12 protein-coding genes are annotated in these 16,776 nt (G+C 27.9%); 7 read left to right on the top strand and 5 right to left on the bottom strand.

The window, feature by feature from the left end; translation table 11 throughout:
- Nucleotide 1: 1 nt before the first annotated feature.
- Both AA089_RS05995 and AA089_RS05990 read right to left on the bottom strand, forming a co-directional pair.
- Nucleotides 2-1,279 carry a TolC family protein gene (locus AA089_RS05995; RefSeq protein WP_046756019.1) on the bottom strand — a complete coding sequence of 426 codons (1,278 nt, stop codon included), beginning with the start codon at nt 1,277-1,279 and terminating at the stop codon, nt 2-4.
- A gap of 128 nt (nt 1,280-1,407) precedes the next feature.
- Nucleotides 1,408-2,025, bottom strand: coding sequence for a TetR/AcrR family transcriptional regulator (locus tag AA089_RS05990; protein ID WP_046756018.1), 618 nt, complete (start codon nt 2,023-2,025; stop codon nt 1,408-1,410).
- Nucleotides 2,026-2,758: 733 nt separating this feature from the next.
- On the opposite strand from AA089_RS05990, the gene AA089_RS05985 reads away from it, so the two are divergent.
- From AA089_RS05985 to AA089_RS05975, 3 genes are all read left to right on the top strand, one after another.
- Entirely contained in the window at nt 2,759-3,508 is a 750-nt protein-coding gene (locus AA089_RS05985; protein WP_046756017.1) for a LytR/AlgR family response regulator transcription factor, read from the top strand.
- 160 nt (nt 3,509-3,668) lie between these two features.
- Nucleotides 3,669-5,885, top strand: coding sequence for a tetratricopeptide repeat-containing sensor histidine kinase (locus tag AA089_RS05980; RefSeq protein ID WP_046756016.1), 2,217 nt, complete (start codon nt 3,669-3,671; stop codon nt 5,883-5,885).
- 448 nt (nt 5,886-6,333) lie between these two features.
- Nucleotides 6,334-7,194 (top strand): TraB/GumN family protein, encoded by an 861-nt coding sequence (locus AA089_RS05975; RefSeq protein WP_046756015.1) that lies wholly within the window; start codon nt 6,334-6,336, stop codon nt 7,192-7,194.
- 528 nt (nt 7,195-7,722) lie between these two features.
- Here the strand turns inward: AA089_RS05975 and AA089_RS05970 are convergent.
- The 3 genes from AA089_RS05970 to AA089_RS05960 form a co-directional block, all read right to left on the bottom strand.
- Nucleotides 7,723-8,253, bottom strand: a complete 531-nt coding sequence (locus AA089_RS05970; RefSeq protein WP_162200415.1) for a sterol desaturase family protein — start codon at nt 8,251-8,253, stop codon at nt 7,723-7,725.
- A gap of 759 nt (nt 8,254-9,012) precedes the next feature.
- Nucleotides 9,013-9,747, bottom strand: a complete 735-nt coding sequence (locus tag AA089_RS05965; RefSeq protein ID WP_053002225.1) for a LytR/AlgR family response regulator transcription factor — start codon at nt 9,745-9,747, stop codon at nt 9,013-9,015.
- Nucleotides 9,744-10,475, bottom strand: a complete 732-nt coding sequence (locus tag AA089_RS05960) for a sensor histidine kinase (RefSeq protein WP_162200414.1) — start codon at nt 10,473-10,475, stop codon at nt 9,744-9,746. Before AA089_RS05960 ends, AA089_RS05965 begins: the two co-directional genes overlap by 4 nt.
- A 708-nt stretch (nt 10,476-11,183) precedes the next feature.
- Here AA089_RS05960 and AA089_RS05955 point away from each other — a divergent pair.
- The 4 genes from AA089_RS05955 to AA089_RS05940 all read left to right on the top strand — a co-directional run bounded on the left by AA089_RS05955 (nt 11,184) and on the right by AA089_RS05940 (nt 16,661).
- Nucleotides 11,184-12,092, top strand: a complete 909-nt coding sequence (locus AA089_RS05955) for a CPBP family intramembrane glutamic endopeptidase (RefSeq protein ID WP_046756013.1) — start codon at nt 11,184-11,186, stop codon at nt 12,090-12,092.
- Nucleotides 12,093-12,255: 163 nt separating this feature from the next.
- A complete protein-coding gene (locus tag AA089_RS05950) occupies nt 12,256-12,666 on the top strand; it encodes a tetratricopeptide repeat protein (RefSeq protein ID WP_046756012.1) in 411 nt (136 codons plus the stop codon).
- Nucleotides 12,656-14,425 (top strand): T9SS type A sorting domain-containing protein, encoded by a 1,770-nt coding sequence (locus AA089_RS05945; RefSeq protein WP_046756011.1) that lies wholly within the window; start codon nt 12,656-12,658, stop codon nt 14,423-14,425. Before AA089_RS05950 ends, AA089_RS05945 begins: the two co-directional genes overlap by 11 nt.
- 4 nt (nt 14,426-14,429) lie before the next feature.
- Nucleotides 14,430-16,661 carry a hypothetical protein gene (locus tag AA089_RS05940; protein WP_046756010.1) on the top strand — a complete coding sequence of 744 codons (2,232 nt, stop codon included), beginning with the start codon at nt 14,430-14,432 and terminating at the stop codon, nt 16,659-16,661.
- Nucleotides 16,662-16,776 lie beyond the last annotated feature (115 nt).

Genomic DNA, 16,776 nt, shown 5'->3' with positions numbered 1-16,776 from the left:
GTTATAGTTTTCCGATGAGTGTTAAATATTCTATTGTAGCTTGTTGAAGTTCTACACGATTTAATTCTAAATTTTGTTCAGATTGTATAGCAGCATTCAGTTGTGTTACGTATTCACTTGAATTGATAATACCATTGTCTAATTGTACTTTAGATTGTTGAAGAATTTCTTTTTGAAGTTGCACAATGGTTTCATTATTTTCAATTTCTAATACTAACGATTCTATTCGTTTGGTGTATTCTTTGGCTTCAGATTGAATATCGAATGAGAAGACTTCACGATCGATTTCTATTTGATCTTGTTGGATTTTCAGTAGTTCTTTTTCTTTTTTACTTTTTCCAAAATTGATAAAGTTCCATTTTAGTTTTACGCCACCTAACGCATATGGAGCCAAATTGAAATCAGCAAAATTTAGCGGATTTGGATTTCCAACACCACCTTGAGCAAACAGTGATATTTTAGGTTTTAAACTGGCGGTAATGGACGCTTCTTGCGCTTCTAATAGAGATTTCTGACTGTTAAATAATTCTAGTTCTGGACGATTGATTTCGCTAGAAGTAAAATTAGACGGTACTACAGGAATCTCAAACTGTACATTATTAGAAAACGTCTTGCCAGTTAATTGTTCTAACATGACGAGATAAGAACTAAATTTGCCATTGAGTTGAATGATATTAGAAATAATTTCTAATCGCCTTACTTTTAGTTTAGAAACTTCACTTTCTAGTATTGTACCATTTTTAAAACCGATTTCTAAGGTTGAAATGTTGGTTTCTAAATCTAATTTTGATGTTTCGAGGATGTATTTTTGCTTTCTAGAAATAGAAATTGCAAATAGTAAGGTGTTTACACGATTTTTGATAAGTCTAAATTGTACTTCAAATGCATTTCTATCTACACTAGATTTAGCTTTCTGAATCCTAGTTTCAGCGGAAGTTTTTCCGCCATCATAAATGTTATATTCTGCATATAGATAAGCATTGTAAGTTTCTAGTGGTGCTTCTATGGACGCTGTTCCTAGGTTCAATGAAATATTTTCTGATTGAACTTGCGCATTACCATTTAAGGAAACTGACGGAAGTTTTGATTTTTTGATGACTTCTAAATGTAAGCGTTCTATCTCATTAATTAGATTTCCATCTTTTACCAAAGGGTAGTTTTGTTGTGCATATTTATACACTTGGTTCAATGTTATAGCTTTTATAGCTGCATCTTGCGCAGTAGCGATAGATGCATATATGAAGGTTATTAAGAGTAGTATACTATTATTTCTAATCATAACTTTTGTGCAAAAAACAATTTATCTAAGTTAACTAAATAATTTAACTAAATGGTTAATACAAATGTAAACAGAAAAAGTGAGATAGTTTTTAATAAATCTACCAACTAATAAAATGTATCTATGAACTAAGGAATTAAGGCACTTCGAAGAATATTCATAACGATTATTTTACGTTCATGCATCATTGATGTATATTCTGTTTCGGGAATTTCTAATAGGTTAGTAAATACAGGTTTTGCTAAAAATGGAAATGTGAGTAGCGACATAACTGTAAGAATAACATGTTTAGGAGGAATTTGTTTTAAAATACCTACGTCTTGCTCTTTTTGTATCTGATTCATGAAGCTGAATAAGACACCGTTTTCCATCATTTTGGACTTAAGTTGCACTTGAAAATTTTTTTGACCTCTAGTCATTTCACTTAATATAAACATGGGAATATGAGGATTCTCAATTGTGGTATTAATATGAATGTGAACTAAATTTTCGAGTTTTTCAATTACTGGTTTCTTACCAATTAGGGCAGGTATTATATTTGAAGCCATTAGTGTAACCGAGCTTTCTAGTATTTTAAGAAAAAGCATGTCTTTATTTCTAAAGTAATAATGGAGCATTGCTTTATTAATATTTGCTGCATCTGCAATGGCTTGCATTCTTGTTCCAGCGTATCCATTCTTTATGAAAATTTTTCTTGCTTGTTGAAGAATTTTTTTTTCGGTATTCACTTTAGATTTCTCAGCCATTATCAATAGATTAACTTTTCAAAAGTATTAAACTTATTTTAATATGTCGCATTGTATATAGTTAATAACTAATTATTTTACTTTCAAAGTTTTGTTTAGTAATCTTTTTAATTACTCAGAAATATGACATATAAGTACCAATTTTTGATGAATTTTAAGCAAATATTAGAAGTCTTTCTCATTCAATATTGTATATATAAACTTTAAAGCCATCACTTTACTTCGCAAATCTTGGATTTAATATTAGTAGAGAATTAAACCTTTTTACTTTTAGATATATTGCTACTTTAGTAAGGTTTATATGTTAAATGTTTGATTAGAAAATCCTTCAAAAATTTATCTTGCTGAAAATTATTCCAAGCTATCTTTTTATTTCTAGTTCTAAAACGAAAAAATAGATTTTCTTTTTTGTGTAAGTATGATAGTTTATGTAATTTATTCTAGTACTCTAAAAAGGATTTATCTTTTGACTAATATTGCTTATTCTTAACCCAAGAAAGCTTTTGGAAGATAAGTAAACATGAGTTTATGAACTTTAACTTCTACTTATAATATCAAATTATCAAAAAATCATTACCATTCAAATCATTTCATAGTTAAACCTTTTAGAAAATATTACATTGAATAAATCTATAGGTATAATTTTGAGCTTAGTATATATTATTTGGAAAGTATTTGAATTTTATGTAACATAGCAATGATTAGTAAGACTAAAATTATATATTAATTTATAATGGTTCAAAAAGTTAAATGCTTTATAATTGAAAATGATCCTATAGCCCTATTTTGGCTTCAAGATGCATTAAAAGGTTTTATAGATATAGAAATTTGTGGTTTTGCTACTAATTATGAAGATGCTTTAGAAGGAATCAAAACGCTTGAAATAGATTTACTTTTATCTGATATTGAATTGGATAACTGTACTTCATTTGATGTTCTAGAAAGTTTAGAATCTCCTCCAAATTTTGGTATTATATTTATTACTTCTCATGAGCACTATGCATTGCAAGCAATTAAGGTTAATGCTATAGATTATATTACTAAACCTGTTACTTTAAAGAGTTTAAGAATTGCCATAAATACATTTATTTCAAATCAACAAGAAAAGTTAGATCAGCTGAAAAAACTACTTTCTTATTTAGACAAAAATAAAACTAAAAAAAGAATTGCACTACCAATGAAAGAATATACTGAATTGGTAAATTTAGAAGATATCATGTATTTCAAAGCTGATGTAAACTATTGTATTATTTATATTAAAGATATAAAACCAATTATTGTATCAAAAACTTTAAAAGAATTTGATCTTTATCTGAAGGATAATTTTGAATTTATTAGAATTCATCAGTCGTATTTGATCAATAAAAATTATATTAAAAAAATTATAAAAACAAAACTACCACAAGTAATAATGCAGGATAATGTTGTTTTAAATGTTTCACGATCAAAAAAGACCGATTTTTTAAAACAAGTTTTAGATTAATACGATTTATTAATTACATAACAATTTGTTTATTACAATTGAAATATTGATACATTAAGAGAAATTCTTATATCCGTAATAAAAGGTCAAAAAAAACACCTAAGCATTCAGCTTTATTTTAGTATTTAGTTTTTACGAATCAATCATATCATATGTTCTTATGAAAATTAATTTTCTTTTTTTGTTAGTTATATTGCAAGTTTTGGGTATTTATTCTTTAAATGCTCAGGAAGGTAAAGTCTTATTATTTGATAATCTTATTGAGGTTGAAAATTTACTTCATGAGTATACAGTTTTTGAAGATATAAAAGATCGAGAAGAATTTTACTCCAAAATCAAACAATTATATTCTAAAATCCCCGATCTAGATAAAATCAGTGATGAGCAAAAAATATACATTGATATTGTAAAGTTGTTTTATACAGCATTGATTGAAGATGCAGATGAGAAAGCTCTTAATTTGAGTGAAAATCTTTTGAAAAATTACAAGAATATCAAACCCAAACTAAAATTTAAGATATTATTGGTAACTATGACTCAAGGAGAATTTAAACATTTAGACAGGTCATTTGCAGATGATTTTATTGAACTTACAGCTCGTTTAAGCGAGCAAGTCAATGCTAGTACTCTTGAGAAAGACTTTATCAAATTAAATAAAGCCGCACTATTTACTAATTATAATGAATTTGATAAAGCTATTCAAGAATGGGAAAAAATTCATTCGCCATTCTACCGCGGTTTAAAAATTGAATCATTATTGGTGCTTTCAGCTTCCCTGAATAAATTTGATGAAGCAATCAAAATATATAAAAAAGCAATTATTGATACGAGCTTAACTAACTACAAGAATAGGTATTCTGCCTTTATGGCATTGAGCTTACTCAATAATGATCAATCACAATTAGTCATAGATTTATTTTCAAAAGAAGCTGAAGAAATACAAGATAGTGATCAAGGTGGATGTTCATTGAAGTTTATCGTAGCATTAGCACATAGATATAATGAGGATTATGATACGGCATTAAAGCATTTTACGAAAATTATGTCTTCTGAATTTTTTCAAGAAACTAATAGTATTTGTTACATAACTTCAATAAATGGTATCTTAGACTGTTACAGTAATTTGGGAGAATATATAAAATTTGATGCTTTGCTAAGCAAACATGATTCCTTGTTTTCATCTCTTAGTGAAAATTCTATAATAACTCTTGCACATAAAATAGTAATAGCCAACAATAAATTAAAACAAAAAAAATACTTAGAAGCTTATGAATATTATACTGAGGTTAAAAAAAAATCAGACTCGTTGAATATTCATATCTCCAAGAATAAGAAAAAACAATTACTTTCAGGGTTAGCTCAGAGTTCACTAAAACTAGGGTTAATAGAGGAAAGCGATAAATTCTTTAAAGAATTAACTACTCATTTACAAAATGGATACAAATTAAAATCAGAAGTAAATGAATTTTCGATTAACGCTTTGAAAGTAAAATATGAAAATAAAATCTTAGAAGAAAAAACAAAACTTGATGCCATTAAAATTGATCTATTACAAGAGGAAGTTATAACTCAACGTTACAAGTTATTTATGAGCATTGGAGTACTTTTTATAGGTTTAGTTTTTGGTTTGTGGTATCTATCATATAAAGCGAGGAAAAAACTCGAAAAAGCATATAATCTCTTAGCAATAGAAAAAACAGAAGTATCTAAGTTAGTTGATGAACGAGAAAAGCTTTTAGCGCATGTGACTCATCAATCGAAAACACCTTTAGTTAATATGAACTACATGGTAGATATTATTGATAAAGTAGAGAGTAGCAATGATCGAAGCCAGCTCAAAAATCATTTAAAAAAGATGTTAGAGATTGTTAATGTGCAAATGGAAGACATATTAAACTGGATAAAGGCAGTATTAGATTCAAACATAAATATTGAAAAAGTTGATTTATATCAAATTGTTGAAAGTATAATAAAAGAAAATATAGTTTTGTTAGAAAGTAAATCGTTAACTATTGTAAATAAAATAAATTCTAAAACAATGGTTAATACTAATCAAGAAGCTATAAAGATTATATTAAATAACTTGTTGATTAATGCAGCAAAATACTCGTATTTAAATAACAGAATAATTTTCGAACTAATAGATAATTCTCTAATTGTGACAGATTATGGAGAAGGAATGTCAGTTAGTATGAAAGAAAGTATCATCTCAAAAACAAATCCAGTTAAGAGTAATCATCCTCAAGACGATTCACTTATATCAGGTACTGGATTAGGACTATATCTAGTGAAAGATTTGTGCGAAAAATTGAAACTTAAGTTAGATATTATCAGTAATATCGGAAAGGGAACTGTCATTAAAGTTTCTTTTGAATAAAAGAAGTGTTGTCTTTATGACGATTTTGCATTGTGCTAAAGGGCATAGATTACTTTCATTAGCTCTATAAAATATTTTTTTCTTTATCAATTAACCCATATTTGTTTGATCCTACCTCAAACATAATTGGTTTGTTAATATGAATGTTAAAGACTTAACTTTGATTAGTTGTATGTGATTTTAGATTGTAAATCATTAAATAAAACTCTTTTATAGTAGAATATTTCTTTCTAAGAAATATTCTACTATAAGTATAAGTGTTGAAAAAATTACTCAATGACTGAATAATAATAAAAGATTACTAAATAATAATTAGTCATAATTTTAATCCAAAAGCAAATCTATATTTGTTCTGTAAAAAAGAATCATAATATTAGAAAAACTTCTTATCATTCCTAGTTATATGGTTCTTCAATAGAAAACATTAAATATAATTAAAATCTACATTATGACACATTTTTTATCAATTATCTGTATTGCAATAATTTCGTTATTTAACACTCATGGTCAAAATTTGGAAAATACTACTCTCTGGGAGATTTCAGGTAATGGCTTAGAAAAAAAATCATATCTATTTGGAACTATTCACGTGACCTGTGATGCTACATTAGGCGTAGATGTGAAAAAAGCATTAGATGAAACCTCACAAGTAGTTTTAGAATTAGATATGGACGATCCCGAAATGAACAAGGAAGTGATGCAAAATATTAGTATGAATGATGGTAAAACTTTAAAAAATTATGTTACAGACGAGGAATATGGAATAATTGACTCCTTATTTACAAAACACTTGGGTATTTCTATTAAAATGATGGAAACTATGAAACCAATTTATCTAACATCTTCATTGTTGCCAAAATTAATTGATTGTGAAATGCAATCTTTTGAAACAAAACTAATTAATACTGCTAAAGAACAGGGAGAAGAAATTAATGGCTTAGAGACTGTTGAGGAACAAATTAAGGTATTTGATTCAATCCCTTATAAATTACAAATTGAAGGTATAATAACAATGGCAAAGGACGATTTAAATTCTGAAAAAGAGATGCTTTCAAAGCTTATAGAAATTTACAATAGTAAAAATATTACTAAATTACATGACCATATGTTTAATAATTCCGATAATTATTTGTCTAAATATGAAGATATAATTGTGTCAAATAGGAATATAAAATGGATTCCCAAAATGGTTAATTATGCAAAAGAGCAGCCTACATTCTTTGGTGTTGGAGCTGGTCACTTAGCTGGTAAAAATGGGGTTATTCAGTTATTAAGAAATGAAGGCTATACAATAACTCCTGTAAAATAATAAAAGTTTTTATACCATTTAAATAAAAATTATTGTAAAAAAGCATTATTTTAAAATATTCAATAAATTGATTAGGTCAATACTAAATTAAGTTTGTGGACTTCAGACTAAAATTAGTATTGGCTTTTTTAATTTGATTCATTCTATCGATCATACATATTCTAAAACAGAAATGTGTTGATATTTTACAAAAAAAAATGAATTGACTAGATATTCTATTGAGAATAAAGTATACGTAAGCTTTCAAGCTAAACCACTTATTGATCATTCCCCTATTTAGAGGACAGGATTTATATATAGTAACAGTTTCTCTCTATTGCAGTTTTTGGAACAATTAAAATGCAAAATACTTTTACAATAACAAACATCTCTGCGCTATTTACTATTTTAAGGAAGATGTAAATTCATCAATTTACTATAATTACTGTCTTATTCCTAATGAAAAAACTCCATTAATTAATATTCAGAAATAAGAAATACTGAATTAAAATGTAAATAAATAGTTTCTAAGAAGTTCATAGTTGGCATCTATTCTAACTTTGATCTATTTTTTATATTATCATATTTTTCTTCATAATCTTTAAATTCTGTGCCCAAAAGTTTATCCCAAAATCTGAAATGAAGACCATAATTTCCGTTAAATTGACTGTGATGCATGTTGTGATGCGTACTCGAAGTCATAAACTTCAAGACACTCTTATTCCACCAAGAAGGATAAAATTCATACCCTAAATGGGCTTTTACATTATCAAATAATCCCCAAAGCTGTAGCAATATTAAAGTTGGAACATAAATTGGAAATATGAATGATACTGGTAAAATCCAAAATGTTAGAATGATAGCTTCTATTACATGAAAAGACATAGAAGTAAAAGGATTTACATCAATGCTTTTGTGATGTTCTTTATGGATATGTTTATAAATTTTCGGACTATGAAGTAAACGATGTGTCCAGTAAAACCAAGTATCGTCAATGAGCAATAAGACAAAAAAGCTAATTAAAGACATAAACAATCCGTATTCCGAAGTGTCATAATATATTTTGGTATATCCTTTCATACTTAATAATATTACCAAAGTACTAAATAAAGCACTTACCAACAGAGCATATAAAGAGTTTTTTAACTCACGTCTAATTTGCTTATTGTTTACACGATTTTTTAGTTGGATCCTAAAATTCTGAAATCGTTTGGCAAATTTTTTCCAAATTAAAAAATATACTAAAAAAATAATTGTTCCATTAAACAGGAGTCCTGCCATAAAGTTCGTAAAGATATTTGATAAAATATTATTTATTATTTCCATAATGTATTTGTATATTCTTACCAATAACATTAAAGTATTCCATAATCATATTTTATAACAACGAAATCAACTTTAATGTGAGGATAAGTTATTCTAGATAAAGTTTTTAAATAAATCATTATAAAGATAATTGGTGAGCACGTTTTTTCAATTTCAAAATCTACGAAATAAGATATTTTATATACGAATAGAAAGTTTAATAAAATCGAAGAAGCAACTTTCTCAAAAATAAAACATCGCTATCAAATAATAATTTAAGGTTCTATTACGTAAGTTCAAATATAGATTTGTATAAACGATTAAATATTTGATCTTCTTTTAAAAGATATGGATAAATTATCTTGTATATAAACAGAACATACACATAAAGCTGTTTTCTCTTTTTTAAAAGGACATAGTTTATTGTCAAAAAAAAGTGACTAGTTTCAGGAACAGGTATTAAAATTTCGTTTAAATAATAAAGTTATTATTTTTACAAAGACATATTACAAAAGATAAAGATTAAATATTCCTTCAGCTAATACCAAGAATTATTTTTTTTGCTTGTATGGAATAACTTTTACCAATTGGAATAATAATATCAGATATAATTGCTTGATTACCATTTACAGAAGTTACCCTTGTAATATTAATTATATAAGATTTATGAATACGAATGAATTTATTTTGAGGAAGTTCTTTTTCCATATTTTTTATAGTTTTTCTTGCCACAAAAATTTTCTCGTTACAAGTAATAACTTTTAGATAATTTCCCCAAGACTGAATATAAGAAATATCATCAAACCTTATTTTATGAGTAATTTTATTATCAACAACAGTTATGAATTCATTTATTTCAGTATTAACTCTAGTAGTTCTTTTTTGTGCAAACTGTTTTTCAATAGTTAATTGTTTTTTCAAACGTTCAATCGATTTGATAAACCTACCTATCCTAATAGGTTTGTGTAAATAATCAATGACTTGTTCAAAATTAAATCCTTCTATAGCAAACTCTGTAAATGCTGTTGTTAAAATAACTTTTGGGCCATTTGTATTAAGGGTGTCCAATAGTTCTAGCCCAGTTAAATCGGGCATTTGAATATCAAGTAAAATAGCATCAACATCATTTTTATTCAGAAAGTTTAAAGTTGACATACCATCATAGCAATTACCAACTACACTAACATATTCAATTTTTTTACAATACCTTTCTAAGACATTATGAGCTAATGGTTCATCATCTACTATTAAAAGTTTAATTTCCATCATAATTTGAGCTTAAGTTTTAAATAAAATACATCTTCTGTATTAGAAATTTTTAATTCAAACTTATTATTATATATAAGCTTTAAACGGCGTTTAGTATTTTCTAGTCCAATATGAGTTTTTACTATTTTTTTATTTGATATAATACTGTTACGTATTTGAAAAATGATTGTGTCATTTTCTACAACTAAACTGAAATTTATGAAACATGGTTTTGTTGGGTGTGTACCGTGTTTAAAAGCATTTTCCGTAAATGGTAACAAAAGTAATGGTGCAATTTTCAGCTTTGATTTAGAAGGTGCAATATTTATATAAATCTTACAATTTTCAGTTAATCGAAGTTTTTCTAAAGCAATATAAGAATGTAATAATTGTACTTCATCTTCTAAACTCACTTTTTGCAATTCTGAGAATCTCAAATGATACCGCATTACCTCTGAAAGTTCCATAATCATTTCAGAGCCTTTTTCTGCGTCAATTTGATTTGTTGCATAAATATTATTTAAGGTATTGAACAAAAAGTGTGGATTTATTTGAGCTTTTAGTGCATTGATTTCTGCTTCATTTTTTTTAACTCTCAATTCTTGTAACTGAAACTGACCTACAATCCCGCGTTTTAAATATCGTATTCCTACACTTAAAACTAGCAATAATATGATATTGGAAATTTCTTGAATAAAAGATACTTCAAAAATGGAAAATTTCAGAGTTGTATAATAAGATATACTCACTATTACGAAAGTCAAAATTAAAAAACAGCATATATAATGAATATACTTCCTATTCATAAAATAACGATCTATTAAATAAAAGTTCAAATAGATACCTATAATTATAGGAGTAATAAAAAGTAATGTTTGGAATAGATAATAATAAAATCCAAAGCTCTTATAATGATTGTCAGTGACAATAGTCATCCAAAAAATAATTAGCACCCAAATTACAGAATGATAAAACCAACGTTGTTTTACAAATTTAGTCATATACAAAATTCACAAATAAAGATGAGGATACCAATTTTTTGTGATAAAGTGATTTTATCACAATTTTAATAAGCTTAGTCACAAACCATATATGAGTAATCACATTTTATTGATACAACTCTAAAATGCCTGCAAATTTGTGCTGTAATTAAACTTAAGGTTATGAAAAAAATATCTATCTCATTATTACAATACTGATATGTAGCTGTAGTTGTAGAAAAAACAATTAATATAAACAAACTATAAAACATAAGCAAATATCTGGATCTATATTACATGGTTCGTACACTTGGGGAGATTCTATAAAATCAAAAATTTTTCAGAGAGAATTCAAACCTTAAATAATAAAAGCGAAGATTGATTCCACTAAATACGGAGCCCATGAAATTTTAGGTGGTGTAATACAATGGACTATCAAAAAAGACAATATTAATAAATCAATTAAATAATAATATTATGAAAATAAATCAAATTAATTTTATCAGGCAGTCATATTATGGACGTAATAAATGGTGGACGTATGGAGTAATGGTTCTTATTAGTTTATTATGTATAGTTATACTCAATATGCTAATGAATAAAGTATTTATTCCTTTATTAAAAACGTCAAGTGCATTAGAAATTATAGGTAAAGAAAATATCTCCTATTTTTTTATTTTTTTAGTTTTTGGAGCTTTAGTATTAATTTTAAAACTTTTACACAAAAAATTACACTTTAGACCCTATTCATCTTTAACTAATGGATTGAATGATCAAAAATTTAGATGGAAACTTTATGGTAAAGGTATTTTGCAATGGGGAATTATTATATTTCCAGCAATGTTAATTACTGATTGGGATGCTTTCATAAACTTTACTGAAGCCTTTAATCTTACTAATTTCGCTATCTGTTTCGTATTAGCAACTATTGCTTTTTTCTTTCAAACCTTATGGGAAGAATTGATCTTTAGAAGTTATCTATTTCAAGGTTTATCAAGAAAATTTAATCTGAAAATAATTCCACATATTATTATAGGTATTCTATTTGCTTTTGTTCATTTAGGTTATGGTATACAACACTTCATTTTTAGTTTTATATTTTCTATTGTATTTACATTGATCGTTATAAAAGATAACGGCATAGAAAGAGCTACTGGTATGCATTTTATTAATAATTTTTTAATCTCTATTTTCTTTCGAAATATAAATGAGGAACTAATCAAAGAATTTAACTGGACAATCGACTGGGTTGATGGCAGTATTGAGTTATTAGCATTCACAGCATTACTATTTATAACTGGTTTATTAAAATTCTCTAAAAAAACACCAAAATCTGAGGAAATAGAGTTTACGAATAATAAGCCAATACTAAATTCTGGAAATTAAAATATTTGAGCTTTAAATGTAAACTCGAAAGCGCACAAAAATCCAATTTTATTAAAAAAGTAACTGAGCCGAAAAATAAAATAATAGAACCAAATAATAACTTAAGGTTTTCATTATGTAAGTTCAAATATAGATTTGTATAAACAATTTAATTTTTGATAGTATGTTAAAAGATTTAGATAAATCATCTTGTATAAAAATAGAAAATACACATGAAATTGTTTTTTCATTTTTAAAAGAACATAGTTTGTTGTCAGAAATACTACTTAGACATAGGATTTCGGAATTTAAAGTATCAGTATTAGAGAAATCATTACTCAAATTAATAAAAAGTCAACATTCTAATTCTACAGAAAATATATTAATCAGTGGTAACGATGGGTATTTGTATTTAATTTCTAATAGCGCTCGTTTTTATAATACAAAAGGCAATCTTCAGTTTCTTTTGGGAAAATATAATGAAGCTCAAAAATCATTTAATAGCGCTCTACAAATATTTCCACGATACTTAGACGCTATGGAAAATTTACTCCACACTATCAACTTTATTAAAGCCCATCATTATGTCAATTAAAAATATATCAACATATATACTATTCTTGATATTTACAAACTCAGTAGTAGCTCAATTAGTTATAAAAAATAATAACTATCTGTATGTTAACAATCAATTGCTTCATGTTGAGGAAGATATTAACTTAATGAATTCTGATAGTCGCATTTTACTTCGTGATGAATCACAATTAACTCAGCGCTCTGAAGATATTGCAAATAAGGGAGTTGGAGAATTAAGTATATATCAAGAAGGTACAGTTGGTGAATATGAGTATAATTATTGGTGTTCTCCCATTTCACAAAAAATCATAAGTAATACAAACAATAACTTTGGTATTTCATTACTCAATGATGTTATAGATAATCTAACTTCAATACCAGCTACTTACATTCATAATTCAGACTATAATGGAACCTCTAATCCTTTAAATATTGAGCCATATTGGATTTACAAATTCATAACATCAAATCAATACTCTCAGTGGATTTCAGTACAAGAAAACACTACAATAAACCCAGGTGAGGGCTTTACTATGAAAGGAGTATCAGGAACTAGTGCTAATAATTCTGGAGATAATCAACGATATGATTTTAGAGGGAAACCTAATAATGGAACCATACAAAATGCCGTATTAGCTAACAATTGGACTCTGGTTGGAAATCCTTATCCTTCAGCTTTAGATGCTAGAGATTATATCTGGGATACAGACAATATAAACGCTATTACAGGAACACTCTATTTTTGGGAACAAGATAAAACGGTAAACTCTCATTATATAGCTGATTATGTTGGAGGATACGCTACGTATACCATAAATGAATCAGGTAACGTAGAAACATTCATTCCTGCCACGTTTAATAGTTATAACTCGGATGGGTCATTAAATACTGTTGGCTCTCCTAGCGCTTCTGGAAAGCAAGTGTTTAGATACATGGCTATTGGTCAAGGTTTTATGGTTGAAGGGAAAATAGGAACCACTGGCATAGTCACCACTAGGAATAGTCATCGAGAGTTTTACAAAGAATCTGGCACCAATAGTGATTTTTTTAGACCGAGTACTTCTGAAACAAACGAAAATCTCACTGTACTTCCTTATGCGTATAAAAGATTTAGAATCAATGTAGATTTTAATAATATTTACACAAGACAATTGGTTCAAACATTCCATCCAACCGCCACAGCAGGGTTTGATTATGGGTTAGAATCAAAAAGCCCTGAGGATGTAGCTTCAGATGCTTATTGGGAATTGAACGGTGTTCCATATACGGCTCAGGCATTTCCTTTTGATTCACAGCTTGAAATTCCACTAATAATAAATTTATCAGAACAAAAGTCAATAACTATTAGAGCTTTTGACATTCAAAATTTTGATTCTAATCAGCCAATATTCATTTATGATACTCACAACAATACTTATGTAGACTTACGAATACAAGATTATAATATTAATCTTCCTCAAGGAACATACGATGAGCGTTTTAAAATCAGATTTGTTTCTGAGACATTGAATCTTGAATCTGTACCACTTGATTCGTTTCACATTTTTCAAAATAATAATATATCACAGTTAACAATATTAAATCCTAATCAATTGGATATAAAGGATGTAAGTATTTTAGATATGACTGGGAAATTAGTTTTTCACAAGTCAAATTTACCTAAACAGGATTCATATAGTTTTAATACCAAAAACTTTTCAGCAGGTATCTACATAACTAAAATTCTAATTGAAAATTCAAGTATCAGCCAAACAAAAAAAATAATTATAAAAAATTAGAAATATGAAAATCAAAGTCTTTATCATTATAATATTTATGATATCACTAAATGTTTCTGGACAAGTAGGAATAGGAACTACAATGCCTGAAACTACATTTGACGTGCGAGGTGTTAATCATGAAGGAGAAGTAACTGCTACCGATGGTGTTTTAGTGCCTAGAGTAAGTAGTCTTAATACTGATGGAAGTATTAACGGTCAGTTAGTTTACTTAATAGCTGATGCAAGCGGTTTTACTAAAGGTTTTAACTATTGGGATGGTAGTCAATGGGTCGCTATTGGAGGAAGTGACTCCAATGCTTGGACACTTTTAGGCAATAGTGGAACTACAAATGGTGTTCACTTTTTAGGAACAACTGATGCACAAGATCTTGATATAAGAGTAAACAATATCATCTATCACCGATTCACCCGAAAAGCACAGCTTGAGTTTGAAAATACCGATGGCTCTATCTTCATAGGAAAACAAGCGGGTGAAAATATTAATAACCTAACCAATAGCCGTAATACTTTTTTAGGATATCAAAGTGGTTTTAATGTTTCTACGCAAACCAATAATACATATTTCGGTTACAGAGCTGGTTATGGTGGCGGAGGTGGAAATGAAAATCACTATATAGGATATGAAAGTGGTTTTACAGGCGGAACTGGAACCTTCAATCACTTTTCGGGATACCAAAGTGGATATACCAATTCTGGTGGAAGTCGTAATTATTTTTCGGGATATAAAAGCGGATTTAGTAATGAATTTGGATCTTCTAATACTTTTTTAGGATATCAAAGTGGTTTCAGTAATTTTAATGGATCAGCTAACATATTTATAGGACACAACAGTGGTCAAAATAATGAAAGTGGTAATGAAAATTTATTTATTGGTACTTCGGCTGGTCAATCCAATACAACAGGAGATGAAAATCATTTCGTAGGTATTTACAGTGGTCAAAATAACACAGGACAGCGAAACCATTTTGCAGGGTTTTCTTCAGGTAAAAATAATAAAGGGGATTTTAATCAATTTATAGGTTTTAAATCTGGTGAGAACAATACGACTGGAGATAACAATCTTTTTTTAGGATATGAAGCAGGAAGTACCAATACTACAGGATTAAATAACATTTATATTGGTAGTGGTGCTGGTAAAAATGCAAATGCTTCTGGAAACGTATTCATAGGTAAAGATGCAGGACTCAACAGTGCCTTTATGTCCAATGGGTTTTTTATAGGAAATAATGCAGGTAGAAATAATACAAATGGAAGTGAAAATCATTTTGTTGGAAATCAATCTGGTACAAGCAATACTACTGGGAATTTCAACTACTTTACTGGTAGGCAAAGCGGACTCGCAAACACATCTGGGAGTCAAAACTATTTTTCGGGATATCGAAGTGGTATGAACAATACTACTGCATCAAATAATATGTTTATTGGTCATCAAGCAGGAGAAAATAATTCAACAGGAACCAGAAATCTATTTATTGGTAGTAATACAGGTAGAAGTAACACAACAGCTGATAGAAATCACTTTGTCGGATATGCTAGTGGAATAAATAATATAACTGGTATACAAAATTATTTCGCTGGCTATATGAGTGGTAATAGAAATACTACTGGTAACAATAATCATTTTTCAGGTTATGAAGCTGGTCGTGAAAATACAACTGGGAATAATAATGTATATATTGGATACAATGCTGGATACAACCAAACGACTCAAAGCGATCAATTATATATAGAAAACTCCAACTCAGATACTCCATTAATAGGAGGTAATTTCGCAAGTAATCGTGTCGGTATCAATACAGCAGTAGCTGATATTACGCATACATTAACGATAACAGGCGATGTTAGAGCTAGTGCAGGATTTTCAACTACAACAAATACCTATCCTGACTATGTATTTGAAGATTACTTTACGGGACAATCTAAACTTAATTCAAACTATAATTTCATAACACTTGATGATGCTATCCTTTTTGTAAAGAAGTATGGACACTTACCTAATGTTCCTTCCTATCGAGATATTGCCAACAATGGTATGAATATAGATTTAGGAAAAACAGCGATTACAAATCTTGAAAAAATTGAAGAACAATTTCTCTACATAACTGAGCTAAGTAATGAAATTAAAATCTTAAAAGCAGAAAAAGATGAAATGCTTATTAGAAACAAAAATATTGAACGCATACTTAAAAATCTTACTAAAAAATTAGAAGCATTAGAAGAGCAAAAAAACTAAATATAAAGCCCTACAAGTACAATACTATGAAATTCTTGTAGTCCAGAATAAGTGTTAATGAATTAATAGTACTGTATTGAGTTCATGCAATTTATTAATAATCTAAAATCAATTA

Origin of the sequence: Kordia jejudonensis, assembly GCF_001005315.1 — a bacterium.
Lineage (GTDB): Bacteria > Bacteroidota > Bacteroidia > Flavobacteriales > Flavobacteriaceae > Kordia > Kordia jejudonensis.
Note: the sequence above shows the minus strand (reverse complement) of the source record. Positions and strands in the feature narration are given on the sequence as shown.